This is a genomic window from Nocardioides alcanivorans (genome assembly GCF_021555175.1).
GTDB classification, from domain to species: domain Bacteria; phylum Actinomycetota; class Actinomycetes; order Propionibacteriales; family Nocardioidaceae; genus Nocardioides; species Nocardioides alcanivorans.
Map to the genome: position 1 here is coordinate 71,609 of NZ_JAKGRW010000002.1, position 26,504 is coordinate 98,112.

Genomic DNA, 26,504 nt, shown 5'->3' on the forward strand with positions numbered 1-26,504 from the left:
GGTGATCGACGGCTTCGAGCAGATGTGGGCGGCGCTCGCCCCCGTCGGTCGCTCCGCGTCCTCGGGCGGCTACTTCCGCCAGCCGTTCGGGAGCGCCGAGCGTGAGTGCCATGCCTGGTTCCTCGAGCAGTGCGCCGCCCGCGGCCTGCGCGTCGAGCAGGACGGCAACGCCAACACCGTGGGGTGGTGGGACGGCAGCGACCCGTCGCTGCCCCGGGTGCTGACCGGCTCGCACCTGGACTCCGTCCTGGACGGAGGTGCCTACGACGGGCCGCTGGGCGTGGTTTCCGCCTTCGCCGCGATCGACCTGCTTCGCGAGCGCTGCGTCGTGCCGAGCCGCACGGTCGGTGTCGCCGCCTTCGCCGAGGAGGAGGGTTCGCGGTTCTCGATCGCCTGTCTCGGCTCCCAGCTGGCCGCGGGCGCTCTCGACCCCGAGCGGGCTCGGGCGCTGACGGACCGGGACGGGGTCCGGCTCGAGGACGCCATGCTCGCTGCCGGGCTCGAGCCGGAGCTGGGGCCGAGTCCGTTGCTGCGTGACGTCGGCTGCTACCTGGAGCTGCACGTCGAGCAGGGTCGTGATCTGGTGCACCGCGAGGTCCCCGTCGGTCTGGCGTCGGCGATCTGGCCGCACGGTCGATACCGGTTCGACTTCACCGGCGAGGCCAACCACGCCGGTGCCACCGCGATGGCGGACCGGCACGACCCGATGCTCACCTACGCGATGACGGCGCTCGCCGCGAACAAGCAGGCCCGGTTGCTGACCGACGGTGGCAGCGACACCGGCCGCGCGACGTTCGGCCGGATCGAGGTCAGCCCGAACGCCACCAACGCCGTACCCGACCGGGTGACCGGGTGGCTCGACGCGCGCTGCGAATCCGACGCCACCTTGGCGCAGCTGGTCGCCGCGGTCGAGAAGCAGGGGCAGGAGCGGGCCACTCGCGACGGCACCGCGCTCACCGTCACCGCAGAGTCGGTCGCACCGGCGGTGCACTTCGACGCGACGCTGACGGCACGGCTCGCTGCCCTCGGAGGCGGTCGCCCGGTGATTCCGACGGCGGCCGGCCACGACGCCGGGGTGCTCGCGACAGCCGGCATCCCGTCCGCGATGCTCTTCGTCCGCAACCCCACCGGCGTCTCGCACTCGCCCGCCGAGCACGCCGGCATCGACGACTGCCTGACCGGCGTCGAGGTGCTGGCGGACGCATTGGCGGAGTTGGCGCGATGACCCTTCGAGACGGGCGCATCCCGCCCTCCGCAGGCACCGAGCACCTGCTCGAGTATGCGCTCGTCGGTGACAAAGTCCTGCCCGAGGTCCTAGTCGGGATCGAGGACAGCGTGATCACCCATGTGACGACGGAGCTGGTGTGCACCGAGTCCGGCACCGGTCCCGACGGCCGCTCGGACCCGGTCGAACGCGTCGCGGGCCTGACGCTCCCGGCGCTGGCGAACTGCCACTCGCACGCCTTCCACCGGGCCCTGCGCGGTCGCACCCAGACCGACCGCGGCACGTTCTGGACCTGGCGCGAGCAGATGTACGCCGTCGCCGCGCGGCTCACCCCGGACAGCTACTACGAGCTCGCCCGGCAGACGTACGCCGAGATGGTTGCCACCGGGATCGGCGCGGTTGGGGAGTTCCACTACCTGCACCACCAACCCGACGGCACTCCATACGACGACCCGAACGCGATGGGCCGGGCGCTGCTGGCGGCAGCTGACGACGCCGGCATCCGGATCCGTCTGCTCGACACCTGCTATCTCGCCGCCGGCATCGGTGCTGCGCCGGAGGGCGCCCAGGTCCGGTTTAGCGACGGCGACGCGACCCGGTGGGCGGACCGCGTTGCTGCGTTCGACGACGACCGGGTCGGGGTCGCGATCCACTCGGTTCGCGCGGTTCCACGCAAGGCGCTCGGCGTCGTCGCCGAGGTCGCGGCTGGGCGTCCGCTGCACGTGCACCTCTCCGAGCAGGTCGCGGAGAACGAGGCCTGCGTGGCGGCGTACGGGCTGACGCCGACCCAGCTGCTCGCCGAGGAGGGCGTGCTCGGACCGGACACCACACTCGTGCACGCGACCCACCTGACGGCCACCGACATCAGTCTGATCGGCGATGCGCGTGCCCACGTCTGCTTCTGCCCTACCACCGAGCGCGACCTGGCCGACGGGATCGGTCCGTCGCGGGCCCTGCACGACACCGGCGCGCGGCTCACGCTCGGGTCGGACAGCCATGCGGTGATCGACCTGTTCGAGGAGATGCGAGGGGTGGAGATGCACGAGCGGCTACACACCCAGCAGCGTGGGCACTGGAGTGCTGCCGAGCTGCTCGCCGCGGCAACGACCACCGGCCATGCTTCGCTCGGTTTCGCCGACGCCGGCCGGATCGCCGTCGGGCAGCATGCCGACCTGCGGGTGCTCGGCCTGGAGTCGTGGAGGCTGCGTGGCACCTCTGCCACGCCGGAGTCCGTCGTCTTCGCAGCGACCGGCGCCGACGTCGTAGGGGAGCTGCGATGACGGCGCGCTTGCTGGTCGGCATCAGTGAGCTGGTCACCAACGACACGGCGCTCGGCGACGGCACGGCACTCGGGGTGGTCCACGACGCCGCGCTGGTGGTCGAGGACGGCGTCGTCGCGTGGGTCGGCCGCCGCCACGACGCACCAGGGGCAGACGAGGTGCGCGACCTCGAGGGTCGTGCGGTCGTGCCCGGTTTCGTTGACAGCCACAGCCACCTGGTCTTCGCGGGGACCGGGCCGCTGAGTTCGCGGCCCGGATGGCTGGGAGTCGTACGCCGCCGGCGGCATCCGGACCACCGTCGGCGCGACCCGCGCTGCGAGCGACGAGCAGCTGAGTGCGAACGTCGCCCGTCTGGTGGCCGAGATGCGTCGGCAGGGCACCACGACGGTCGAGATCAAGAGCGGCTACGGCCTCACGGTCGACGACGAAGTGCGGTCACTGGCGGTGGCTCGCGCGTTCACCGAGGAGGTCACCTTCCTTGGCGCGCACGTTGTCTCGCCCGAGTACGCCGATGACGTCGCCGGGTACGTCGACCTCGTGACCGGGCCGATGCTCGCTGGGGCCGCCCCGCACGCCCGGTGGATCGACGTGTTCTGCGAGCGCGGGGCCTTCGACGTCGACCAGGCGCGGGCGATCCTCGCTGCCGGCCGGGCCGCCGGGCTCAAGGGACGCCTGCACGCCAACCAGCTCGGGCACGGGCCGGGGGTGCAGCTGGCCTGCGAGCTCGGACTGGTCGCTGTCGACCACTGCACCTACCTCGACGACGCCGACGTCGCGGCGCTCGCCGACGCCGGCACGGTCGCGACCCTGCTGCCTGGCGTCGAGTTCAGCACCCGATCGCCGTACCCGGACGGGCGCCGGCTGCGCGACGCGGGCGTCACGGTCGCCCTCGCGAGCGACTGCAACCCGGGCTCGTCGTACACCTCCTCGATACCGTTCTGTATCGCGGTGGCCGTGCGCGACATGGGACTGACCCCGGCCGAGGCGCTGTGGTCAGCCACGGCAGGCGGCGCGCTCGCCCTGGGGCGCACCGACGTCGGCCGGCTCTCGGTCGGTGCCCGCGCTGACCTCGCGGTGCTGGACGCGCCGTCACATCTCCATCTCGCCTACCGGCCTGGGGTTCCGGTAGTGCACTCAGTCACGCACGGAAACGATGAATCGCTCGCTCGGGCGGAAGAGGGCACCCGAGCCTGAGCGCAGCGGCGCGGTGGACGTCGACGACAATGGGCACCTGCCCAAACCCATCACCATCCTCGTCGAGGGCGTGTCCGACAGGGCCGCCGTCGCCGCCCTCGCTCCCCGCTTCGGTGTCGAGTTCGACGCCGAAGCGGGGAGCGTCACCGTGATCGGTGGGGCCGGCAACTTTGGCCGCGCGGTCCCCGACGGATCACGGTCGGTCGCGATCCGGTCTCGCGGGCGCCGCGGCAGCGGTCCTTCACCGTCCACGGCACGGCGGCCGATGCCGAGCGGTATCGCGACCGGGTGCTGGCCGAGGACGCCGCCGCACGGTTGCCGTCGGCAGCCCATCCGAACCTGGCCCGGCTGCTCCGGGCGTGGCTGGAAGCTGACCGCAATTGGAAGCCGTCGACCTGGGTGGGTTACCGCTCCGTGGCCCGGTTCCTGGCCGACGATTCGCGCAGCGACGTGCTGCCGGCCTCACTCCACAGCTGGCCGGTTCTGGGTGCTGTGTGCGGCGTTGTCGTGGGCGTGGGGTGAGCGGATCCTGCCGCTCCATCCACTGCAGGGCATGCGCGGCCCGGCGCGAGTGGCGCCTCGTCGCCCGTTGCCGGACGCCGCGTCGGTGCCCTGCTAACTGCGGCTGAGGTCCGGCTCCTCGAGGCTCACGCCGACCACGCTCCGGGGCAGTCCTGGGCGGTGGTGCACCGAGCCGAACAGGACCTGCTGCTGATCCGGCTGGCGGCGGATTCCGGAGCACGGCGGGGTGAGTTGGCAGGGCTGAGGTACCCCGACCTTGACGGACGCGTCCTCCACGTCGACCGGGCGATCTCTGGTGGAGTGGTCACCACCCCCAAGTCCGACCGGGGTTGGGCACTCACGTTGGGCACCCACACTGTGGACCTGTGGCACCAGTTGGCCCAGAGCTGGCAGCGACGCTGGCAGGACCAGCAAACCAGCGGGGCGAACCCGGGCTGGGGACCGTGGGTCTTCACCGCCGACCTGGCCCATCAGCGCCGGCTGGGCGCGGAGGTGCTCGGCCACCGCTTCGTCCGGATCCGTGACGAGGCAGGTGTTCCCGACGCGACCCTGCACCGCTTCCGGCATTCCGTGGCCACCACTTTGGTGCGCGACGGCCGGATTCTGGATGCCCAGATGCGTCTCGGTCACGCGGATGCTGCCACCACCTTGCTGGAGTACTCCTACGCGCTCCCCGGCACCGACACCCACGTGGCCGACCGGATCGACTTCCACCTCGACCAGTGCCGCTTCGCCGACGAGGCGTGAGGAGCGGGCCGCGTCATCTGCGGCTACTAGACACTCGACTGCAGGATCGGTGTCTGGCCAGACTCGGTCCAGGTGCTCGACGGGGGTGCGACGCAAAGGACCGAACCTTCCTCAGGGCGGCATGGGAGAGTCCAGCTCAGCTCGAGCAGGCCACAAGAGCATGAATTAGCCCAGAGCGGTTAGCGCCTGATCCGCCATCATGATGAGTCCGGACCCCGTCGCGGAGCCTGCCGCATTGACCCCGATCACCTTGACTGCTTCGACCAGGCCGCGCAGTCGTGAGGGGTCCGGGGCGGAGGATCGAGCCTCCTCTAGGAGTTCGCCTGACGTGGCGTAGGCATTGACGAGGTCCAAAGGCTCGAGCGTCAGTTGGTCGTTCTTGAGGAGACGCTCCAGCGCGATCGCCAAGGTTTCTGCTGCTCGCGCGCCCTCCTGCGTGACAGTGACTGTCTGTGTTGCGCCAGGTGAGTTGTTGGCAACCGCGACTCCGGTTGAGTTGGTGATGTTGAACGTGCTTCCGCCGCTCACCTTGCTGACCTCCCAAGCCACTAGATCGCCTCCATGATGTACAGCGACCACTCTTCCAGAGGAGGTAATTGAAGGACGCAGGACCGGACCTCCCCAAGTCTTTGCACCCTTGATCAAGTCGAGGACCTCCAACTCCCGAGCGCTCTCGGCCAGCACCTCTAGCGAAAACGGAACGCCGAAGAAGTGAGCCCGTACGTCTCCCTCGAACTCCTCAGTGCTGAGGATTCGCTCCCCTTCGTGCGCGGCGAGCCATGACAGCATGGCACCAGTACAGGACTGCTTGATCCGCGCCGGAGTCCTCTGAGCCTCCCAAGTGGCAACGAGGGACTTGCCGGAGGGCGTGCAGCTTGCCTCCTCTGTGAAGGTGGCGGCTAGAGAGGCGCTAAACTTCTGCACTAGGCCCTTTTGAGACAGAACGTCGAAGGCGTGCCCAACCTCCTGAGGTGTAGTCCCGAGTTTCCCGGCGACGGTCACTGCCTCAACGATCTCGTCATCTGACATCGATACCAACACGCGCTGCTGGAGGAGTGTCACCGGGTTCTCGGTCCAAGCCGATTCAATCTGCATAGCCACAATCTAGTGGCGCGGATTTGAAGTTGTTGGACGGTTGGCCTTCTTGAGGATCTCTTCAGCGGTCTTGGTCCAGACGAAGGGATGGCAGTGGTCGTTCCAGCCGTCGAGGAACGCACGGATCTTGGTGTTGAGGTCTTTGACGGACTTGAAGACGCCACGGCGGATGGCCTGGCGTTCGACGATGCTGAAGAAGACCTCGACGAGGTTCATCCACGACGCGTGCGTGGGCGTGAAGTGGACCTTGAACCGCGGGTTCTGGGCCAGCCAGGTCTTCACGTTCGAGTGCTTATGGGCGGCGTAGTTGTCCATCACGAGATGCAGTTCGATCGGGACGCCTTCGTCGTCGGTGACGTTGCGGTAGGCCCGTTCGATCTGTTTGAGGAACGCCAAGAATTCCTGGTTGCGGTGCCTGGGCTTCAATGCGCCAGTCACTCGCCCTGTGGCGATGTCGAGGGCGGCGAACAGGGTCGTGGTGCCGTGTCGGTAGTAGTCGTGTGAGCGTCGTTCGATCCGTCCTTCTTGCATGGGCAGGATCGGGACCGTTCGGTCGAGGGCCTGGATCTGGGACTTCGTGCGCCACGAGGCGCCGCATTACCGAATGGAGGTGAAAGGACTCCATCTCTGGTCTGTCGCAGCAGGCTGGGGAAGCTGAGGGCAGCCCGAACCGGGAGACGCCGGTAAGGGTGGGAGCAGCCCTGACAACGACAGGACGGGTCGGCACTGCCAGACGATCCGGGTCTGCCTAGCAAGGCGGGAAGGTGTACGTGAGAAACCAGCGTGTAAAGCCTCTCAAGAGATACGCCGGCTCCAATCTGGTGGATATGGGCCGGGGTGCGGCGCACGCCCGTCCGATCGTGATCGGGCGGGGCGACTCCTATGTCGGGTGAAGTCGCCGGTAGGGAGGCCACGAGGAATGTCTGCGGCGTACTCGTGGCGATGCCGCAGGGGCAAAGTTGGGCACCGACCCCGCCGATCGGTGTGTGGTGAACGTGGGAAGCGTCCCGGGCTGGTCCCGCCGCTGGTCATCCGGGCCAGCGTGCGGGTCGGTTCGTCGTCGGCCAAGTGGTCCGGAGCGTGGCGGAGCCGTCGTAGTAGTCCGAGGCCGGGAAAGCCGGTCACATGGCGAAGGGCGGCAGCGAGTTCGCAACAGCGGGAATGGAAGGGTAGGAGATCGCCGGTGAATACCGACGTGCTGTGGCCGGAGCGTGAATGGGCCGAGTCGCAGGTACTGCGGATCCAGACCAAGTTGCACCAATGGGCGATCGATGATCCTGATCGCCGGTTCGATGACCTGTTCAACCTCGTGTGTGACCCGGCCGTCCTCGTGGTGGCGTGGGCGCGGGTCAGGGGCAACAAGGGGAAGCGGTCGGCAGGGGTGGACGGGCTTCGACCCGACGCTGTGTTCTCTGCCGAGGAGGGGTTCTTGCCGCGGCTGCGAGCAGATCTCAAGGCCCGGGAGTTCCTCCCTCTGCCCGTGCGGGAACGGATGATCCCGAAACCCGGCAGCAGCAAACGCCGGATGCTGGGTATCCCGACCGCGCGGGACCGCACCGTGCAAGCGGCCCTGAAGTTGGTGCTCGAGCCGATCTTCGAGGCGGACTTCAAGCCATGTTCGTATGGCTTCCGTCCGAGACGGCGGGCACAGGACGCGATCGCCGAGATTCACCAGTTCAGTTCCCGCTCGTATGAGTGGGTGCTCGAAGGTGACATCGAGGCGTGCTTCGACAACATCGACCACACGGCCCTGATGGACCGAGTGCGGCGACGAGTCGGGGACAAACGCGTCGTGTCGCTGGTCAAATCGTTCCTGCACGCGGGCATCCTCGGTGAGGATGGTCTGCTGCGTGAGACGACCAGTGGCACTCCCCAAGGTGGCATCTTGTCGCCGTTGCTGGCCAACGTGGCCCTGTCCGTCCTCGACGAGCATTTTGCCGAGGCGTGGCAGGCGAACAGCGGCAGCACCTACCAACGGACCAAGCGGCGCCGGGCCGGGTTGGCCAACTATCGGATCGTGCGCTACGCGGACGATTTCGTGGTGTTGGTGGCCGGGACCCAGGCGCACGCGGAGGCCCTGCGGGAGGATGTGGCGACGGTCCTGGCCCCGATGGGTTTACGCCTATCGGAGGCGAAGACGAAGGTCTGCCACATCGACGAGGGCTTCGACTTCCTCGGGTTCCGCATCCAGCGGAAACGGAAGCGAGGCACAACCAAGCGGGTGGTCTACACCTACCCCTCGAAGAAGGCACTTGCCTCGATCATCGGGCGGGTCCGCGCGCTGACACGGAGGTCATCACATCCGACGCTTGCGGTCCTGCTGCGCCAGCTCAATCCGGTGCTGCGGGGCTGGTGTACCTACTTCCGACACGGCGTGTCGAAGGCGACCTTCGGCTACCTCGACCAGTACGTCTGGCATCGGGTCGTCCGGTGGATCCGCAAACGGCACAACAAGACGAAGTGGGCCGTCCTGCTCCGGCGCTATCTACCTGATTGGCGTCCCACCGAGGACGGCGTGGTGTTGTTCCAGCCCCAGACGATGACGGTCACCCGTTACCGATACCGGGCCGACAACATCGCCACACCATGGGCAAGGAGAACGAGAACATCAGGATCAGCCGCATAGCCAGTAGGCATGGGCTCGTGGAGAGCCGGATGCGTGGAGACACGCACGTCCGGTTCGGAGGGCGGGCTGAGGAAACGTAACGTCCGTAAGGACGTCAACGCGCCTCAGTCCGACCCAACTCATCCACGCACAGCACGATCGCGTTCTCTGGCGGCGTCAAGTAGAGCCCGCAGATGTCGGTGACCTTCCCGACCAGTTCGGGATCGGTGGAGAACCGGAACGACTCGGCTTTCCACGGCTTCACTCCATACGAGCGCCACGCCCGCTGGATCGCGGACGGACTGACCTTGAGTCGCTCACTGAGCAACCGGCTCGACCAGTGCGTCACGCCCAGCTTCTTCGGTGGCGGCTTCAATGTCTCAGCCACGATCGCGCGATGGTCCACAATCCGTGGACGCCCCGAACGCTCCCGATCTTCAAGCCCAGCCAAGCCACGCTCTTCGTACCTGGTGCGCCACTCGATCACTGTGGTCGGCGACGCCCCGACCGTCTGCGCGATCGCACGGTTCCCGATCCCGTCAGCGGCAAGAAGAATCATCCGGGCCCGCTTCGCCAGACCCGACCCCACTGACCGCGATCGTTGCCATTCCTCGAGCTGTTCTCGGTCGCCATCGCGGAGCAGGAGTGCCGGAGCAGGTCGGTTCGCCATGGCTCCATCATTTCAGAAACCCAAGCGTTCAAGAACTAACGACGCGCACCACTAGGTGCCTCCGTGCTCTGAAGTCTGGAACCAGCTCGGCAACTGTCGCGAACGGAAATCCAGCAAGAGAGGTGAGTCGCTGGGGAGGGCAGTGCCGATTCCTCGGGACCGTTTGAACCGTCGGGTGCAGTGGGGGCCGCTGGCGCCTAACTGAGCGCTGAGCAGCGCCTGGTGTCACGGGATGCACTCGCGGGGACTGACGCATCCTGGCGTCAGATCCGGACGGAGTTCGTCCGGAACAACGACGACGGTGCAGCCAACGTTCGAGCGTCGTTGAACACCGTGGGCCTCCGAGAGCGCCGCGTGGAACGCTCTGAGAACGACCCACAGGCGTCTCAGGCGGCAGTCCCGGGGGCGCCTCCACTGAGGTGATTGCTGGACTTGGTTGCGATGTCTCTGCGCCGATGCGAAGTCCGAGAGGTGTGTTGTGCGATCTACCACCGGCCTACTCCCCAGCAGGTTTGTCTGGCGCCTGCGGGTCGGGCACCTTACGAACAGCGCGGAGTCGCATCATGTGGTCACGGCCCTGATTCGTGAGCGTCCAGTAGGTGTTGGAGTCGTTGACGTGGCGCTTGCGTTCGCTCCGCTCGATCAACCCCAGCGCGAGAAGTTGCACCCGCACATCATCGAATGCCTTCTCCTCCGGCTTGGCCGACGAGATCCATCCCAGTGGGGTCTCGCTGTCCTTCTCAGCTGCTCTTGTCACCTCGGTTATGAAGGTCCCGAGAGTGTTGTCCAGCCCGATCTCAGTCGCCTCGTCAATCATGGAGGGTGCCAGCGCCGCAAACACCTCGTCCCACGATGGCTCGACCCCGTAATATGTGCGCTCCTTGTTGCGCAAGTTCCAGTCCTCGGCCGCGACAAACTGTTGCGGAAAAACTCCACGAGCGCTTCAAGGCCGATGGTGTCGGAGCCTTGCGCCAGAAGGTCCGTCGGGATGGGTGAGGGATGAGCCTGCTCTGAGACGAGTTCACTCGTGAGCTCCACGACCTTGGCCCGCAGTTCGACAAGTTCCTGGCGTACCTCCGGAGTCATCGCGTTGCTGGCCCGCACCCACCCTTCAGCGGGGTGCGTCTTGCGAGTTTGGATGAGGCTCTTGGCGACTTGGCCGCCGAGCGATCAGCGCCCATCGGTCATCGTCCGAGGCAGGGAACAGCTCCATGCCTGCTGGGATGCAATCCGCTTCGAGCAGCGTCTGGATGACTTCTTGCCGCTCATCAACGAGGTCAATGTAGGTCGAGCTGATGATGACCTGTTCGCGCCGCTCCATGACGGGAACCCTATGCGCACGGTCCGACGCTTCGTACGAGCGACGCGGGCCGGTTCTCGGCTGCCGAGGGGCGGGGAGGCGGGGATGCTCCGCGAGATGAGGCAGTCCGTACGGCACATTGCCCCCTTCTGGTTGGCCCACGCTTAGTCTGGGCACCCCAACACGGACGCTGCAGACCGAGCAGGTGCTGAGGGTGGCGACGCGAACCAAATACTGCGTCATTCTGGGTTACTGAAGTGATGCGTCACGGGCGGCCTGCTCGAGACGAGCTCAGGGTGATCACGTTTCGGCTCAATAACGGCTCAATAACCCTCAGCCGAGAGCTCGCCAACGTCTGAATCCGCACGTCTCCGCCTGGAGCCGACAAGACAGAAAGCGGTGGCCAATTGCTGCTGTGACCTGCTACTTTGATGAGCAGTCGATGTCGTCGTGAGGCGTGCCGAGACGGCATCAGTCCCCAGGCATTTTGACTCAAGAGCCCTACGGATCAGAAGGTTTGGGGTTCGAATCCCTACAGGCGCACAGATGAACCCCGATTGGCCGGCAGGCTGGTCGGGGTTCATGTCATTTCCGGGGATGATGGGTAGCGTGGCTGAACCGGCAAGGGGTGTCCTCGAGGAGCTGATCCGTCGCGGTGTCGCCGATTGCGACGACTCCGTCCTGACGCGGGCGCTCCATTCCTCCGACGCTTCCCTGTATCGCGTCGTCCCGCAGGTGGTCGCCCGGCCACGCCACGGCGATGAGCTGCACGCCATCCTCGACGCAGCAGCCGCGACGGGGGTGCCCGTGACCATGCGGGGCGCCGGCACGTCGATCGCCGGCAACGCGGTGGGCGAGGGGATCGTCGTCGACACCCGCAAGTACCTCGGCAAGATCGTCTCCATCGATCCCGAACGACGTACGGCGGTGGTGCAGCCGGGTGTGGTGCATGCCGACCTGCAGCGGGCCGCAATGCAGCACGGGTTGAGGTTCGGGCCCGACCCGTCGACACATACCCGGTGCACCATCGGCGGCATGGTCGGCAACAACGCCTGCGGCTCGCGCGCACTCGGTCATGGGCGGACGGTCGACAACGTGGTCGAGCTCGCCGTGGCGTGGGCCCGGGGAGCCGACGACGTCCAGACCCGCCTGGCCGAACTGGTCGACTCCCACCTGGGACACATCCGTACGTCGTTCGGACGGTTCTCACGGCAGGTCAGCGGCTATTCGCTCGAGCACCTGTTGCCCGAGAACGGGCGGTCCCTGGACCGCTTCCTGGTCGGTTCCGAGGGCACCTTGGCGGTGGTGACCGAGGCGACCGTGCGCCTGGTGGCAGACGAGCCGAACCGTCGACTCGTGGTGCTCGGCTATCCCTCCGTGGCCGAGGCCGCTGACGCCGTGCCGGCGCTGATCACCGCGACCGGTGGCCGGATGATCGCCTGCGAGGGACTCGACGCCAGGATCGTCGGTCTGGTCCGCCAGCGCGGCAGCGCGGTGCCACAACTCCCCGGGGAGCGGGCTGGCTCTTCGTGGAGGTCGCCGGGCCGGACGCCATGGAGGTGGCGGCGCGCGCGATCGGCGCTGCCCACGCGCTCGATCACCGAGTCGTCGACGACGCGGCCGAGACGGCAGCGCTGTGGCGGATCCGCGAGGACGGCGCCGGCTTCGCCGCGCGCAGCCTGGCGACGCCCGCCTACTCCGGCTGGGAGGACGCCGCGGTCCCCCCGGAACGACTGGGAGCCTGGCTGCGAGACTTCGACGATTTGCTCCGGGCACACGGTCTGGAAGGCGTGCCCTACGGCCACTTCGGCGACGGCTGCGTGCATGTGCGGATCGACTTCCCCCTGCGCGAGGCGAGCGGGAGCACCGTCTTCCGCGACTTCCTCACCGCCTGTGCACTGCGCCTTCGCGATCACGGCGGATCGCTGTCGGGGAGCACGGTGACGGCCGGGCACGATCGGAGCTGCTTCCGCTGATGTACGACGCGGAGTCGATGCAGCTCTTCGGGGCCGTCAAGGCGATCTGCGACCCGGACAACCTGCTCAATCCCGGGAACATCGTAGAACCTGCTCCGCTCGACGCCGACCTCCGCGCCGTACGCCCGCGGCAGGCCGTCACAGCCGGGTTGCGGTTCCTGCATGACGATGGGCAGTTGGCGAACGCGGTGCACCGGTGCACCGGGGTGGGCAAGTGCGTGGCTCCGACGACGACCGGGGTGATGTGTCCGTCCTTCTTCGCGACACGGGAGGAGAAGGACTCCACGCGAGGCCGGACGCGGGTGCTCCAGGAGGCCCTGGACGGAACCCTGGTACGCGGTCTGGGTGACCCGGCGGTGGCCGAAGCACTCGACCTCTGCCTTGCCTGCAAGGGATGTGTCTCCGACTGCCCGACCGGCGTGGACATGGCGACCTACAAGTCAGAGACGCTGCACCAGTTGCACGACGTGTTGGGGGAGAAGCGGCCGAGGAGCCACGCCCTCCTCGGACAGCTCCCACGCTGGGCTGCGCTCGCGGCACCGGTGGCGCCCGTCGTCAACCGGACGATGCGGTTCGCAGTGGTGCAGCGGGCGGTCAAGGCCCTGGCTGGGATCGACCAGCGCAGGTCGATCCCCGCTTCGCGGCTACGACGCTGCGCCGTTCGGTGGCTCGGAGTGGACGTGAGCGTCCGGAGGTGCCGGACGTGTGGATCTGGGCCGACTCGTTCAGCGACCACTTCTTCCCGGGCAATGCGCACGCAGCGATCAGCTGGCTGGCGACCAGCGGCCTGGAAGCTCGCGTGATCGACGAGCAGGCGTGCTGTGCGCTGACCTGGATCACGACGGGGCAACTCGACAAGGCACGGGCGATCCTGGAACGGACCGTTGCCAGGCTCACCCCCTATCTCGAATCCGGATCACCGGTCGTCGGGCTGGAGCCGTCCTGCCTGGCGACGCTGCGCAGCGATGCGGCCGAGCTGGTGGGTGCGAGGCTCGACGTGCTCAGCTTCGCCGAACTCGTCGAGCGACTCGACCTGCCGCTACCTGACCTCACTGGCGTGAGCGTGGTGGCGCAACCGCACTGCCACCATGCGTCCATCGTCGGCTGGGACGCCGACCGGCGGCTGCTTGAGCGGGCGGGGGCGCGTGTGACCGAGGTCGCCGGATGCTGCGGGCTGGCCGGCAACTTCGGCATGGAGAAGGGGCACTACGAGGTGTCGGTCGCTGTCGCGGAGACCCACCTGCTGCCGGCCGTCCGGTCCGAGCCCGACGCAGTCCTGCTCGCTGACGGGATGTCGTGCCGGGTGCAGCTCGCCGACCTGGGTCAGCGGCCGGCCGTGCACCTGGCCGAGCTGTTCGCCAGCAGGGTCACGCGGTAGCGGCATCCAGCAAGGACAGGCAGCTCGCGTGAGGGCTGTTGGACCAGGAACTGGGGCTCATGCTGGCCATCAGGCCCGCCGTCTTGATCTTCGTCATGAAGTCCGCTGCGGTGACGAGCGGCTTGAACGTCGGTGTCACATCTACCAACGGGATCGACGGAGTGCCGGCGTGCACGTCTGCGCGATCGGCATCCGTCTCGTTCGTGTCCGTTGTCGAGTCATCCCTCGGCTCGTCCGACGCGCGCCGTCCGGCTCGGTGCTCCCCAAGCGCCCCCTGCAGCGTCCCCGCTGCGGTCCTGCCGATGACGATCGCAGCCACCGCGACAGCGACTGCCGCAAGCACCGTGGCGCAGGCGAGCGCGGAGAACCGCAGGCTGCCCACCCGCACGCCGGGCGGACAACGCCAACGCGTCTGGATCGCGTTCGTCTTCGCACAGGATGCCGAGATCCTGCTCCTGGACGTGCCCACCACCTTCCTCGATCTGGCCCATGCGATCGACGACCTCAATCTCGCGGCGCAGTACGCGCAGCATCTCGTGGTGATGAGTGAGGGCGCCGTCGTGGCCGAGGGCGCGCCGGCCGATGTCCTCACGGCGGATCTCCTGGCCGCGGTCTTCGGCCTCACTGCGCACGTGGTCCCCCATCCGATCGGCGACGGAATCCTCGTCGTACCCGAGAAGCGCTGAAGAGCTGCTTCCGCTGAGGTACGACGGCGAGTCGGTGCAGCTCTTCGGGCCGTCGGCTCCCACGTTGGGGTGTGTTCGCGGCATCGTGCGAGAGCAGCCAGCTCACGTGAAGGGAACTGGCTCACTCCGGGCGGATGTCGAGGACGGAGGCGACCTGGCCGTCTCGGTGGCCGAGGCAGTCACGGATCTCGTTCTGCTTGAAACCGTCTCCCATCACGGAGATGGCAATGTCCTCGACGACGGCCCGAACGACTACCTGCTCCCCCACCTCGAACGTGCCCTGCTGCGGGACCTCGATCGCCCGCCCCCTCTTGGTGACCGTTGAAAAGGCGGGCGCGAGCACCACGAGTTGGTCTTCCCCGATCGAGAAGCAACCGTGTGGGTTGATGCCGAGTACTCCGCGGATCCGGACGGGATCGGACGCGACGGGCACGGCGAGTTCGTTCGTCAGAAGGGTCCCCGGTCCAGTTGCTCGGCCACCCGTGGGTGGTGCCGTCGCGCTCGTCTCCTTGGTCGCGTCCTCATCGGAGCTGGGCGTGGTATCGCCGGTGCAGGCCGTCATGGCGAGGACGACGCAGGCGGTGGCCGCGAGGACACCGGGCAACCGGGTGGGGATCCTCGTCATGGGTTCGTGCGGATCGTTACGTCGAGATTCGTCCGGACCCGGGTGTCGTAGGTCTCATCTGGCGTCAGACGCTGCTTCGGCCCGGTGCCATTGACCACGATGGAGGAGCGGCTCAGAGGATCCGCGGTGCCGGCTACCAAGACTTTCCGTCCGCTGCGTCGTCATCACCACTATCAGCCTGCGAAATCCCCGACGCGGCTGCGGCGCACAACAACGACACTGTTGCCAGAATGACGATTCTCCGCACGGTTGTACCCCCAACACGATGGTGACGTTGCTCGATGAGACGCCCGATGTGAGACTGAGGTTCCCTGGCAACTCCTAGCGGGCTGCTCGCCGAATCGGACGGGCAGGAGCCGGCCCATCGTCCCGTGGACGGGTCGCTTCCGCAAGGGCGACGAGACTCACTAGACCGAAGGTATGGGTCGGGTTGGACTGGTTACGGCCGCGACGGGAACAGCCGCCTGATCCCGGGCCCACGACAAGCCGATGACGCCAGTGGGTGTCAGGCCGGGGTGGGTTCGTGCTCCCGATCGGCAGCCTGAGCGGTCGTCAGGCAGTAGGTCGACGCGATCATGACCAGTGGCCACAGGAGGGCCACGACGATCGGGGGACTGCGTTCAGGATCACGAACGGGGCGGGATAGATCAGGAACAGGACGGCGGCCGACAGGAGGGCCGCCGTGACGATGAGCAGCAGCCCCAGCACGGTCACGGGAAGGATGGTGCGCCAGGCCCGGCGAGCCAACATCAGGCTGCGCCACCAGGCGCGGAACCCGTTGACGTCACCCAGCACGATGAGTGGCAGCAGCAGGGTCCAGCCGGCGAGCAGCGCGAGTGCAATCGGTGTCAGCACGAAGGAGCCGAGGCAGAAGACGATGACGGCGCCGGCCAGGAGCATCGGGCCGGCCGCGGCGACAGCGCTGCGCCACGATGCGGCGTACGCCCCGCGGAACGTGACGGGCCGTCCGTCAGCGATGGCGCCGATCGCGTGGACGCTCGCCGCCGCAGCGGCGAGCAGGGCGCAGCACGCGGTCGCGATCAGGAGTGCCTGCCACCACCACGGCGCCCCATTGATGAATCCCAGTGACCGAGCGCCCGTGGCGAGGAGGTTGATCGCGATCATGGGCCCGGAGATCTTGAGGAACAAGCGGGAGTGCTCGCGGAACAACTGCCAGGAGGCATGCGCAACCTGTCCCGCGGAGCGGCGTTGGTGCAGGGGCAGGGCCTCGGTCTCCCAAGAGGTACGCCGCATCAGCCAGCGCATCGCGAGCAGCGCCACGCCGAGCAGGGACAAGACATAGACGGGTGACGACACGTAGCGCCGGAAGAGGTCACTGGCCGTGCCCACCACCGAGCAGTAGGTCTCGGTGACGCGGGCGTTGATGTGCCCGGATCCCGGGACCACGAAGCTGCTCTCCCTGGCCTTGTCCGACCAGCTGAAGGGCCGGTTCCAGGCCTGCTTGCGGTTGGGGCCGGTCGGCCCCTCGTAGAAGCGGCGGGGGCCGACTTCGCCCCAGTGACCCTCGTACTGCGTCCACGGGAACTGCTCGGCGGCGGCCGCTTCATCGGTCGGAATCGTCTTCACCAGTGGCTGGAGCGTGCGCTGGTCACCCGCAGTGCTGTCGCACCCGAAGCCCAGCTCGGCATTGTTGCCCATGAACACACCACTGCTGAACTGGTTGGCGTGCGAGCCGGCGGAGACGAAGACGACAGGGTGACTCCCATCGACGATCTCGAGCTTCCCGTCCGGGTCCTCGCCCCAGGTGGCGAACTCGGAGCCGTAGTGCTGGGAGTAGACCGCCCGCTCCGGGGTCAGCTCGAGGGCTTCCTCCGCTGACTCGGCGTTGAACTCGAGCTGGATCCGTTCCCAGTCGGTCTCATGCTTGTTGTTGTAGTCGTTGAACGGATAGAAGAAGAAGTACTGCAGGGCCAGACGCCCCTCATGACCTTCCTGGAAGGCCACTCGCGCGTAGATCGTGGGCGTCGGCTCCTTTCCCCACTGGGCATTGGCCCACTTCTCGTAGGAGCACTGGGGATCGAGTGGATCACCCGGCAGGTCCAGCGAGTAGCCGGGGAGGCCCTCGGCAACGTCCTGCATGCTCGGGGCCGCCTTGACCAGATCGCGCTGCGTCCAAGGGCCGCGCAGGGCGACTGCGGGATTGTCGAACATGATGTCGACGTCACTGGGCACATAAGGCTCGCCAGGTCCGCAGGCCTCGGTCTGCTCGACCAGGCTCATGATCGGCGCGAACTTCTCGGCGAGTGCCGCCTCGGGTGAGGCTGGGGCTGCTGTCGCTTGCGGATCCTCCTCCGCATGCGCGGGGGTGACGAGCAGCATCGGGACGGCCATCGCGGCGAGAACGATCGAGATGCGGCGGAGCCGTCCGTGCGTGCGTGACACCATGAAACTCCTCGAGGTCGTCCAGAAGCATAGGGGAGAGGCGGCCTCCCAGGATTCTGCGGACGCAGCGGGTGTCGGCAGGCGGCGGTACCCGCATCAGGCTTTCTCCCGGGAACGACAGGATTCATTTACTTTGATTGGTGATTCCCACTAGCCTCACGATTGTGCGAGCGCCACTTCGGCCTTGCTGACACAGTGCGGAGGGCATTTGTGGACAGTTCTGGGATTTCTTCTGGTTCATTCTTTCGTTCTTCTTGCTCATGGCTTATCTGGTCGTGCTGTTCCAGGTCCTCACCGACCTGTTCCGCGATCGCTCCACCAGTGGCGCCATCAAGGCAGTGTGGGTCTTCTGCCTGATCTTCCTGCCGGTGCTGACCTCGCTGGTCTATCTCCTCGTCCGTGGGCGGGGGATGGCGGAGCGTGCCGTCGGCAGCGCGGTCGCCGCCCAGGAGCAGACGGAGGCCTACATCCGTTCGGTCGCCAGCGGCGGCACCTCGCCCACTGACGAGATAGCGCGGGCAAAGGCGCTCCTCGACTCGGGCGCCATCACCCAGGAGGAGTACGACGCCCTCAAGGCACGGGTGCTCAGCTTTGCCTGAGTGATCACTCGGTCCGCGTCCGTGCTGGGCGCTGACCCCCGTAGCACGGGGAGGGGAGCAGGTGAGCACCACCACGAGTGAGCAGGCGCCCAGCACCACCGCAGGCATGAGCCTGCCCACGCTCACCGCGATGGTGGTGGGCTCGATGATCGGCGCGGGGGTCTTCTCCCTGCCAGCGCGGTTCGGGACCGAGGCTGGCGTCTATGCCGCAGTCATCGCCTGGTTGATAGCCGGCGTGGGCATGCTGATGCTGGCCTTCGTCTTCCAGACCCTCGCGGTCCGCAAACCGCGTCTGGATGCGGGCATCTTCGCCTATGCGAAGGCTGGCTTCGGGGACTACATCGGCTTCAATTCGGCCTTCGGCTACTGGGCCAGCGCCTGCGCCGGCAACACCTTCTACTGGGTCTTCATCATGACCACGGTCGGGAAGCTGTGGCCGGCGCTGGGCAAGGGCGACACCATCTTGGCAACGGTGCTCTCCACCTTCGGAGTGTGGCTGTTCGCCGGCCTCATCGCCCGTGGGGTCAGGGACGCCGCCGCGATCAACAAGATCGTGACGGTGGCCAAGGTGGTGCCGATCCTGGTGTTCATCGTGGTGCTGGTCTTCGCCCTCGATCCGGGGACCTTCGCCGACAACGTCGTCGGAGGCGGTGGCGACAACTCGCTGTCCGCCATCTATGACCAGGTGACGGGCGTCATGGTCATCACGGTGTTCGTGTTCCTCGGCATCGAGGGCGCCAGCGTCTACTCCCGCTATGCACGCCGACGCCAAGACGTCGGCCGGGCGACGGTGCTCGGATTCGTGAGCGTCCTCTGCGTCTTCGCCTCCGTCACCATCCTCTCGTACGGCGTGATGCCGCGCGAGGAGATCGGTGATCTGCGGCAACCCTCCATGGCACCGCTCCTGGCCCACGTCGTCGGTGACTGGGGCAGTGCGTTCATCAGCGTCGGCGTGGTCGTCTCCGTCCTCGGGGCCTACCTGGCCTGGACGCTGATGGCTGCCGAGGTGCTCTACGCGCCGGCAGTGGCGGGCGACATGCCGCGCTTCCTCGCCCGCCAGAACGCGGCGGGGGCGCCGTTCGCCGCGCTGCTGCTCTCCTCCCTGCTGGTGCAGGTGCTGCTGGTGGTCGCCCTGTTCTCGGAGAGCGCCCTCGACTTCCTGCTCGATCTGTGCACCAGCCTCTCCCTGATCCCCTACTTCCTGGCAGCGGCCTACGCGCTCAAGATCGCGCTCTCGGGAGAGAGCTACGACGAACGACCGGAGGGGCGTCGACGAGAGTTGGCCGTCGGCGTGATCGCGACCCTCTACACGCTCTTCCTGCTCTATGCGGCCGGGCTGGAGTTCCTGCTCGTCTCCTGCATCGTCTATGCGCCGGGCACGATCCTCTACGTGATTGCCAGGCGTGAGAACCGCGCCAGGATCTTCACGCCTGTCGAGTTGGTCGTGTGTGCTGGCCTGATGGTTGCCGCCGTCGCCGGCATCGTGCTCCTCGCCAACCAGACCATCACCATCTGACCCGCATGCAAGCTCCTGGCCAATCATCCAGCGAAAGGAAATTCCCATGAGCGAGACCGGACCCACCCACGGTGTGCACTCGGAAGTCGGGCGACTGCGCAAGGTTCTCGTGTGTTCGCCGGGGTTGGCGCACCGTCGGTTGACACCGAGCAACAACGACGACCTCCTCTTCGATGACGTGATGTGGGTGGAGAACGCCCAGCGCGACCACGCCGACTTCGTCAACAAGCTGGAGCAGCGCGGCGTCGAGGTCGTCGAGCTGCACGACGTACTCGCGCAGACCCTTCGGGTGGAAGGGGCGCGAGACTGGATCCTCGATCGCAAGATCGAGCCCAACCACGTGGGGCTGGGTCTCATCGAGGGAGCGCGCGCCTATCTCGAGTCCCTGGAGCCGCGGCAGCTCGCGGAATACCTGATCGGGGGTCTCGCGACCAACGACCTGCCCGAGGATTTCCGCAGCGACTACATCTCGCTCGCTCGTGAGTCCACCGGGGCTCGTGAGTACCTCATGCCGCCGTTGCCCAACACCCTCTACACGCGCGACACCACGTGCTGGCTCTACGGCGGCCTCACCATGAATCCGCTCTATTGGCCGGCGCGCAAGGACGAGACGCTGCTCTACAAGGCCATCTATGCACATCACCCCGACTTCGTCGGGTCGACGATCTGGTGGGGAGATCCCGAGCAGGAGTGGGGTCAGGCCACGTTCGAGGGCGGCGACATCATGCCGGTGGGCAACGGGGTGGTGCTGATGGGCATGAGCGAGCGCACCTCGCGACAGGCCATCACGCAGGTCGCCAAGGCACTCTTCGACCAGGGTGCCGCGGAGAAGGTGGTCATCGCCGGGATGCCGAAGTTGCGGGCTGCGATGCATCTCGACACCGTCTTCACCTTCGTCGACCGTGACGTGGTCACGCTCTATCCGACGATCATGGACGCCGTGCACACCTTCACGTTGGTGCCGAGCGACAAGGCGCCCGGCGTGGCAGTCATCGACGAGGGCTCCACCCCGTTCGTCGACGTGGTGGCGCGGTCATTGGGTCTCCCCGCCCTGCGGGTGATCGAGACCGGGGGCGACGTCTATCAGTCCGAGCGCCAACAGTGGGACAGCGGCAACAACGCGGTGGCGCTCGAGCCGGGTGTGGTGTTCACCTACGACCGCAACACGCTGACCAACACCCTGCTGCGCAAGGCCGGCATCGAGGTGATCACCATCGTCGGCGCCGAACTCGGTCGCGGTCGTGGCGGTGGCCACTGCATGACCTGCCCGATCAGCCGGGACCCGGTGGACTTCTGATGCCCGTCTCCGTCGCGACGGGCGGCTGATGACTGCTGCCCCCTGGTGGCCGGGGGCCTCGTCGCCCTGCTCCTCGGCGCCGAGTGGGTACTCCGGTCGGCGACCTCGCTGGCCCGACGTGCCGGCGTACCGCCGATGGTCGTGGGACTGACCATCGTCTCGGTGGGCACCAGCATGCCTGAGCTCGCGGTCGGGATCGACGCCGCGCGGCAGGGCAATCCGGGGATCGCGGTCGGCAACATCGTCGGCACCAACCTGGTCAACCTGCTGCTGGTGCTCGGACTGTGCGCCCTCATCATGCCGATCGCACTGCAGCGGCTGACGCTACGGCGCGACCTGCCGTTGATGGCCCTGTCGGCCCTTGCGTTGTGGGTGTTTGCCCGTGACGGGAACCTGGACCTGAGGGACGGCGTACTGCTGTGTCTCCTGGCGCTCGTCTACACGGCGATGGTGCTGCTCGGCGCTCGGCGCTCGGGTGCGGGCGCCGCGGAGGTCGAGGTGGTGGAGACCCCTCCCAGCAAGGGATCGGCATCCGTCGACGTGCTGGTGCTGCTGGTCGGCCTGGTGGTGATCACGTTCGGTGCCGACCTGCTGGTCGACGGCGCGGTCCGGGTGGCTCGCAGCCTCGACGTGAGTGACACCCTGATCGGCCTCACCGTCGTTGCGATCGGCACCTCGGCACCGGAGCTGGTCACCGCCTTGGTGTCGACGGTGCGAGGCAGTCGAGACGTCGCCATCGGCAACCTCATCGGTTCGAGCATCTACAACATCGCGCTGGTGCTGGGCATCACCACGATCGTCGCGCCCGGAGGCCTCGACATCAGCGACCAGGCACTGGACGCCGACCTGTTCCTCATGCTCGTCGTGGCGCTCGTCTGCGTGCCGGTCTTCTGGTCGGGGAGGCGCATCAGCCGTCTGGAGGGCGGGCTGGGAGTCGCGCTGTACCTCGGCTACGTGGCGTGGTTGATCGGCAACCAGCTGCCCTGACCCCACCCGGCCCGAAGCGTCCGCCCGAGCGGGTCAGGGCTGAGCCAGGTAGCCCACGACGAGGGCCTCCATCTCGTCGACCAACTGCTCGCGGGTGATGCCGGCCGGTTGGTCGAGCACCCAGCGGAGTGCCAGATTCTGCACCGCCATCACCACCACCCACGACGCGACCTGGGGCGAGGGGCGGTGCATCCCAACCGGCCGTACGCCGAGCAGGGCGCTGGTCAGGACACGGATCTGCCGCTCCAGCGCCTCCAGCCGATCACCGTTGAGCTGCAGCGGCAGCTCCCGTGCGACCACCGCCAGCAGGGTGCGGTCTGCCTCGAGTGCGGCAACCAGGGCGTCGGCGATGCTGCGCACCAAGGTGGGGCCGGTCTCGGCCACGCGGTCCGCCAGTGACGCGGCGACGAGCTCGGCGACCTCGTCCCAGTACCGCGCGATCACCACGTCAAGGATCGCACCCTTGTCGGGGAAGTACTGGTAGAGCGATCCGGGACTGACGGCGGCCCGCGCCGCCACCCGGTTCGTGCTGAAGGCGTCGTAGCCGTCGGCGACCAGCACGTCGCGACCGGCGGTGATGATCCGCTCCACCATCTGCCTCGACCGGGCCTGGCGGGGGACCTTGCGCATGCATCCCACCGTAGCTGGATCGCGAGTTGAATGCGACCAATTGCTCGCTTCACACTCGACGTATGAGCGCAGAGATCCCCACCCGCGAGGTCGCGAGTCCTTCGACGCCCGACGTGGCCGTCCCGCCCGCTCGGTTCCGTGCTGCGGAGGCGCGCAACCGACGGCTGGGGCGCCCGCTGCGAGCCGTGGGCCGCATCGGTGAGGTCGATGAGCAGCTGATGCAGCGCATCGGACGAGCGATGGGGGAACGGGACGAGCTGGGTGCGCGCCTAGCCGATGCGATCCGTTTGCGAGCAGGTGAGCCCGGACGAGTCACCATGACGCAGTTCCGGCAGGCCCTCGACGAAGGAGTCGCTTCCGTGACGGATGCCCCGCCGGCCCTGCGCGACTTCTTCGCGGAGGTCGAGCGGGAGCCCGAGTGGCTCGACCGCTCCTTGGCAGAGGAGGGCGCTCGAGCCTTCCGGAGGTTCGGCCAGAACGCCCAGGACGTGTTGCTCCAGCTGTCGCTGGTCGGTGGCTATCGCTTCGGTGGGCCCACCGACCTGCTGGTCGCGACAGGCGGGCTCACCGGTGGGCAGACGGTGCGGCGGCTGGCCGAGACCCAGAAGTGGGGCGCCAGCCTCACCGACGAACACGAGCTTCGGCCCCCGGCCCCCGGTCGCCGTGCCGGCGAGGCCTGGCGGCTGACCGTCCACGTCCGGTTGATGCACGCGATGGTCAACCATGCCTATGCGGGCCGTTGGGACACCGGGCAGTGGGGGCTGCCGATCAACCAGGCCGACCAGGCCTCGACGCTCGGTCTCTTCGACGGGGTGCTCCTCCTCGGTGTCCGTGCGCTGGGGGTTCCGGTCTCACGCCGTGACTCGCGGGCGGTCATGCACCTGTGGAAGTACGTCGGGTGGTTGATGGGTGTTGCCGACGACTTCCTCGTCGACAGCGAGCGCGAGCGACACCGGATCAACTACCACGTCCTGCTGGCGCAGGGGCCGCTCAGCGAAGCCGGGCCGCTGCTCTCCCAGGCAGTGGTGGCCGCCCAGCTCGAACGCCACTACCCAGGCTGGCCCCGACCGCTGCAGCCACTGCGCGGTGCCTACGAGCGGGAGCGCCTGCTCTCGATGCTCACCGTCTTCCTCGGCACCACGAGCATGCACGAACTCGGGCTGCCGGTCCGACTGCCCTGGGCGCACGCCTACCTCGCTCCGCTCAACACCGTGCGTTATCGCCTGCTCGGCCGGTTGCCGGGGGCAAGGACCGGCTCTCGCGGTGGGGCGACCGACGAGCGCAGCGCCTGCTGGCCAGCTACTACCGTGGTGAGCAGCAGAGTCTGGGAAAGGTCGAGGCATGACGACGCTCCACCACCCCGCGCTGGCCGAACGCGTCCGCGGCCAACGCGAGCAGGCGACGTACGACCGGATCGACTTCGATGCGCTGCCGCACCGACTCGCGCTCGGCGTCAACGACGAGAGCTTCCTGCCCGACTGGGTGGGTGTCGACCGTGGTGAGCTGCTTGCCGACGAGCCGCTCGTCGAGCTCTTCACCACGACGGCGATGCTCGGCGACGTGGTCGCCGACCCCTATGCGGCGCTGATCGCCTCCCACTCGATGAAGGAGCTCGTCGAGATGCTGGTGCGCGCCTGCGAGGGCGGCATCGAGTCGGTGCCTGAGGCACCGCCGGAACTGGCGGCGTTCGTCGCCGACATGGAGCGAGTGCCCGAGTGGCTCGACATGGATCTGGTCGAGCAGGGCGCGCGGGAGGCTCGGCTGACGGCTGCGCTGCTGGCGCCGTTCATCACCCGCGGTGCCTTCGTCGCGACCTTCATGAACACCTATGCAGCCCTGCCGATGGCGCTGACCGGCGCCCTGAGCGGTGCCCGCGCGGCCCACCGGGTCAACGAGACCTCCAGCTTCTTCGCGGTCACGACCCAGCCGGGCGCGCTCGAACGTCACGGTCCCGGCTTCCGAGCCGCAGCGATGGTGCGGTTGATGCACTCGATGGTGCGCGTGCATGCGCTCACTCGCTCCCAGCGTTGGGACCCCGCGGTCTTCGGGGTGCCGGTGCCCCAGTCGGACCAACTGCCCGCCAACTACATCGTCACCTACCTGCTCGCTCGGAAGGTGCTGCGCGCCGGCCGCGACTTCACGCCGGCGGAGCGGGCGGTGGTCGAGTTCACCCGCTACCGCGGGTTCCTGCTCGGCATGCCGGAGGAGCTGTTGCCGATCGGTCCCGAGGAGATCGTCCGGGTGCTGCACACCTGGGGTGCGGTGCTCCGCGGCGGCTTCGATGACGCGACGTGCGGTGAGCTGGTGCGCTCCACGATGTCTGCCCACCTCCGTTCCGGGAACGGCCTGCTCGACCGGATCGCCGACGACGTCGAGAAGAGCTGGAGCAAGACGTTCTTCGTGCGTGCCTTCGCCGCCGGTGACAAGGAGGTGGCCCGCTCGATGGGCGTCGACTACGGCCTCGGTGACACCGCCCGCATCGCCGTGACCACCCCGTTCATCGTCGGACGTCACGCTGCTGTCGGTGCGCTGCGCAAGCTTCCCCTGTTCGCCGATCCGCTCGACCGCTACCTCGTCGCGATGGTCGAGCGTCGGTTGCGCGAATACGGCAAGCCCGAGTTCACCAGCGACCACACGTCGTACGCCGACAGGCAAGCTCCCGAGCGGCGTGCCAGGACGCACATCTGAGCAGACCAGCGAGGTCGCACCGTATCGGCGCTGATCAGGGGCCATCGTGCGTCGCGTTGGTTCGCGTCGTGTCGTGCCGGGGCGCCCTCGGGAGTTGGCAACGTCGGTGATCCACGCGTTGACCTCGGTCACCGCTTCATCGAGTGCAAGGGCCATCCCACTGGATGCGTCAATGCGTCGATGCCCCTCCAGACTTCTCTGAGGATCAGACGAGCCGAAGTGCGTGACGGATGCGCGCGGGACGATGTTGTCCCGGGCAAGCGTTGCGATGCCGTCAACCGCCGGTGCCGACCCGCCGTACGAGCAGCGTGGCGTCGCCAATCTCGACGGTCTTTCCGTCGCGTTCGACAACTCGTGGACGTTCTTCGACGACCAGCGGCTCGAAGCCGTCGGGCAGGGCGGGCAGCAGGTCCTCGGCGTGCCACATTGCGCGGTGCTGGTCGGCGCTCAGCTGGGCGAACACCTCCGACGGCGCGTGCCCGACGACGAGCAGGTGGCCACCCGGCGCGACTGCTTCCGTGAGACGACGCACGACGTCCACCATCGGGCTGCCGGGGTGCAGGAAGTGAGTCGTCACCAGGTCGAACTGGCGACCCGCCGCCTCGAAAGTGCGAGCGTCGACCCGCCACCAGTCGGTGCGGTCGGCCACACCGGCCTCCTCGGCGTGCTCGGCGGCGCGGGCCAGCCCCGCAGCCGAGAAGTCGGCGCCCGTGACGGTCCACCCCTGCTGTGCGAGCCAGATGACGTCGCCGCCCTCACCGCATCCCAGGTCCATGGCGGTGCCGGGCGTCAGCGCGCTCACCTCCGCGACAAGCTGCGGGTTCGGTCGGCCGCTCCAGATCTTGTCGGACCCGGAATACCGCGCGTCCCAGCCGGGCTCTTCGAAGTAGTCCGGGGCATCCGGATCGTGGTCGGTGTGATCGTGGGTCTCGGTCATGGATCCAGCGTGAGGTCAGGAACACCACAGAGCAACTTTCTTTGCTGTTGTGGCAAAAATGGCCCAAGGTCACGAGGGATACGTGTGGATCGACGCCCATCCCGCTGGCGACGACGCTGGGAGATGTCTCCAGCACGGTCTACG

The 26,504-nt window shown here is 67.6% G+C and carries 20 protein-coding genes, 1 tRNA gene and 3 pseudogenes; 14 read left to right on the forward strand and 10 right to left on the reverse strand.

Annotated elements, in window-relative coordinates; genetic code table 11:
* Position 1 precedes the first annotated feature (1 nt).
* The 5 genes and pseudogenes from L1066_RS00475 to L1066_RS00495 all read left to right on the forward strand — a co-directional run bounded on the left by L1066_RS00475 (position 2) and on the right by L1066_RS00495 (position 4,968).
* Positions 2 to 1,225 carry an allantoate amidohydrolase gene (locus L1066_RS00475; protein ID WP_235734413.1) on the forward strand — a complete coding sequence of 408 codons (1,224 nt, stop codon included), beginning with the start codon at positions 2 to 4 and terminating at the stop codon, positions 1,223 to 1,225.
* Positions 1,222 to 2,505 (forward strand): formimidoylglutamate deiminase, encoded by a 1,284-nt coding sequence (locus L1066_RS00480; RefSeq protein ID WP_235734414.1) that lies wholly within the window; start codon positions 1,222 to 1,224, stop codon positions 2,503 to 2,505. The genes L1066_RS00475 and L1066_RS00480 overlap by 4 nt, the downstream gene beginning before the upstream one ends.
* A pseudogene (gene hutI, locus L1066_RS00485) lies at positions 2,502 to 3,699 on the forward strand (imidazolonepropionase). The gene L1066_RS00480 and the pseudogene hutI overlap by 4 nt, the downstream one beginning before the upstream one ends.
* Positions 3,700 to 3,987: 288 nt before the next feature.
* Positions 3,988 to 4,221: a hypothetical protein gene (locus tag L1066_RS00490; protein WP_235734415.1), complete on the forward strand. Its 234-nt coding sequence runs from the start codon at positions 3,988 to 3,990 to the stop codon at positions 4,219 to 4,221.
* Between the two features lie 159 nt (positions 4,222 to 4,380).
* Entirely contained in the window at positions 4,381 to 4,968 is a 588-nt protein-coding gene (locus L1066_RS00495; RefSeq protein WP_235734416.1) for a tyrosine-type recombinase/integrase, read from the forward strand.
* A gap of 165 nt (positions 4,969 to 5,133) precedes the next feature.
* Here the strand turns inward: L1066_RS00495 and L1066_RS00500 are convergent, their stop codons facing one another.
* The gene (locus L1066_RS00500; RefSeq protein ID WP_235734417.1) at positions 5,134 to 6,063 is read right to left on the reverse strand and encodes a hypothetical protein; all 930 of its coding nucleotides are present in this window, start codon (positions 6,061 to 6,063) and stop codon (positions 5,134 to 5,136) included.
* Between the two features lie 9 nt (positions 6,064 to 6,072).
* Positions 6,073 to 6,639, reverse strand: a pseudogene (locus tag L1066_RS00505) (IS630 family transposase); the annotation flags it as partial.
* A 607-nt stretch (positions 6,640 to 7,246) separates the two neighbouring features.
* Between L1066_RS00505 and ltrA the strand changes: the two are divergent.
* Entirely contained in the window at positions 7,247 to 8,689 is a 1,443-nt protein-coding gene (ltrA, locus tag L1066_RS00510) for a group II intron reverse transcriptase/maturase (RefSeq protein ID WP_235734418.1), read from the forward strand.
* Between the two features lie 94 nt (positions 8,690 to 8,783).
* Here the strand turns inward: ltrA and L1066_RS00515 are convergent, their stop codons facing one another.
* From L1066_RS00515 to L1066_RS00525, 3 genes are all read right to left on the reverse strand, one after another.
* Complete coding sequence (locus L1066_RS00515; RefSeq protein ID WP_283095224.1) at positions 8,784 to 9,338, reverse strand: IS630 family transposase; 555 nt, start codon at positions 9,336 to 9,338, stop codon at positions 8,784 to 8,786.
* A 496-nt stretch (positions 9,339 to 9,834) separates the two neighbouring features.
* Positions 9,835 to 10,230, reverse strand: coding sequence for a hypothetical protein (locus L1066_RS00520; RefSeq protein WP_235734420.1), 396 nt, complete (start codon positions 10,228 to 10,230; stop codon positions 9,835 to 9,837).
* A gap of 219 nt (positions 10,231 to 10,449) precedes the next feature.
* The gene (locus L1066_RS00525) at positions 10,450 to 10,659 is read right to left on the reverse strand and encodes a DUF4062 domain-containing protein (protein WP_235734421.1); all 210 of its coding nucleotides are present in this window, start codon (positions 10,657 to 10,659) and stop codon (positions 10,450 to 10,452) included.
* Positions 10,660 to 11,093: 434 nt separating this feature from the next.
* Here L1066_RS00525 and L1066_RS00530 point away from each other — a divergent pair.
* Positions 11,094 to 11,181, forward strand: a tRNA-OTHER gene (locus tag L1066_RS00530).
* A gap of 54 nt (positions 11,182 to 11,235) precedes the next feature.
* Positions 11,236 to 13,992: pseudogene (locus tag L1066_RS28275) on the forward strand (FAD-binding and (Fe-S)-binding domain-containing protein).
* Here the strand turns inward: L1066_RS28275 and L1066_RS00540 are convergent.
* On the reverse strand, positions 13,982 to 14,311 hold the full coding sequence (locus L1066_RS00540; RefSeq protein ID WP_235734422.1) for a hypothetical protein: 330 nt from the start codon (positions 14,309 to 14,311) through the stop codon (positions 13,982 to 13,984). The pseudogene L1066_RS28275 and the gene L1066_RS00540 sit on opposite strands and share 11 nt — an antisense overlap.
* On the opposite strand from L1066_RS00540, the gene L1066_RS00545 reads away from it, so the two are divergent.
* Positions 14,295 to 14,678 carry an ATP-binding cassette domain-containing protein gene (locus L1066_RS00545; protein ID WP_312006644.1) on the forward strand — a complete coding sequence of 128 codons (384 nt, stop codon included), beginning with the start codon at positions 14,295 to 14,297 and terminating at the stop codon, positions 14,676 to 14,678. The two genes, L1066_RS00540 and L1066_RS00545, sit on opposite strands and share 17 nt — an antisense overlap.
* 121 nt (positions 14,679 to 14,799) lie before the next feature.
* On the opposite strand, the gene L1066_RS00550 is transcribed toward L1066_RS00545, so the two are convergent.
* Both L1066_RS00550 and L1066_RS00555 read right to left on the reverse strand, forming a co-directional pair.
* A complete protein-coding gene (locus L1066_RS00550) occupies positions 14,800 to 15,303 on the reverse strand; it encodes a hypothetical protein (RefSeq protein WP_235734423.1) in 504 nt (167 codons plus the stop codon).
* Positions 15,304 to 15,876: 573 nt separating this feature from the next.
* Positions 15,877 to 17,709, reverse strand: a complete 1,833-nt coding sequence (locus L1066_RS00555; RefSeq protein WP_235734424.1) for a hypothetical protein — start codon at positions 17,707 to 17,709, stop codon at positions 15,877 to 15,879.
* Positions 17,710 to 17,966: 257 nt separating this feature from the next.
* Here L1066_RS00555 and L1066_RS00560 point away from each other — a divergent pair, with 257 nt between their 5' ends.
* The 4 genes from L1066_RS00560 to L1066_RS00575 all read left to right on the forward strand — a co-directional run bounded on the left by L1066_RS00560 (position 17,967) and on the right by L1066_RS00575 (position 22,105).
* Complete coding sequence (locus tag L1066_RS00560) at positions 17,967 to 18,305, forward strand: SHOCT domain-containing protein (protein WP_235734425.1); 339 nt, start codon at positions 17,967 to 17,969, stop codon at positions 18,303 to 18,305.
* Between the two features lie 61 nt (positions 18,306 to 18,366).
* Positions 18,367 to 19,821, forward strand: a complete 1,455-nt coding sequence (locus L1066_RS00565; protein ID WP_235734426.1) for a basic amino acid/polyamine antiporter — start codon at positions 18,367 to 18,369, stop codon at positions 19,819 to 19,821.
* Between the two features lie 46 nt (positions 19,822 to 19,867).
* Positions 19,868 to 21,118, forward strand: coding sequence for an arginine deiminase (locus L1066_RS00570; RefSeq protein ID WP_235734427.1), 1,251 nt, complete (start codon positions 19,868 to 19,870; stop codon positions 21,116 to 21,118).
* Positions 21,119 to 21,163: 45 nt separating this feature from the next.
* Positions 21,164 to 22,105 carry a calcium/sodium antiporter gene (locus L1066_RS00575; protein ID WP_235734428.1) on the forward strand — a complete coding sequence of 314 codons (942 nt, stop codon included), beginning with the start codon at positions 21,164 to 21,166 and terminating at the stop codon, positions 22,103 to 22,105.
* A 33-nt stretch (positions 22,106 to 22,138) separates the two neighbouring features.
* Here L1066_RS00575 and L1066_RS00580 read toward each other — a convergent pair whose 3' ends face one another.
* The gene (locus L1066_RS00580; RefSeq protein WP_235734429.1) at positions 22,139 to 22,735 is read right to left on the reverse strand and encodes a TetR/AcrR family transcriptional regulator; all 597 of its coding nucleotides are present in this window, start codon (positions 22,733 to 22,735) and stop codon (positions 22,139 to 22,141) included.
* A gap of 62 nt (positions 22,736 to 22,797) precedes the next feature.
* Between L1066_RS00580 and L1066_RS00585 the strand changes: the two genes are divergently transcribed.
* Positions 22,798 to 24,237 carry an oxygenase MpaB family protein gene (locus tag L1066_RS00585; protein WP_235734430.1) on the forward strand — a complete coding sequence of 480 codons (1,440 nt, stop codon included), beginning with the start codon at positions 22,798 to 22,800 and terminating at the stop codon, positions 24,235 to 24,237.
* A gap of 1,460 nt (positions 24,238 to 25,697) precedes the next feature.
* On the opposite strand, the gene L1066_RS00595 is transcribed toward L1066_RS00585, so the two are convergent.
* Positions 25,698 to 26,360, reverse strand: coding sequence for a class I SAM-dependent methyltransferase (locus L1066_RS00595; protein ID WP_235734431.1), 663 nt, complete (start codon positions 26,358 to 26,360; stop codon positions 25,698 to 25,700).
* Positions 26,361 to 26,504: the final 144 nt, after the last annotated feature.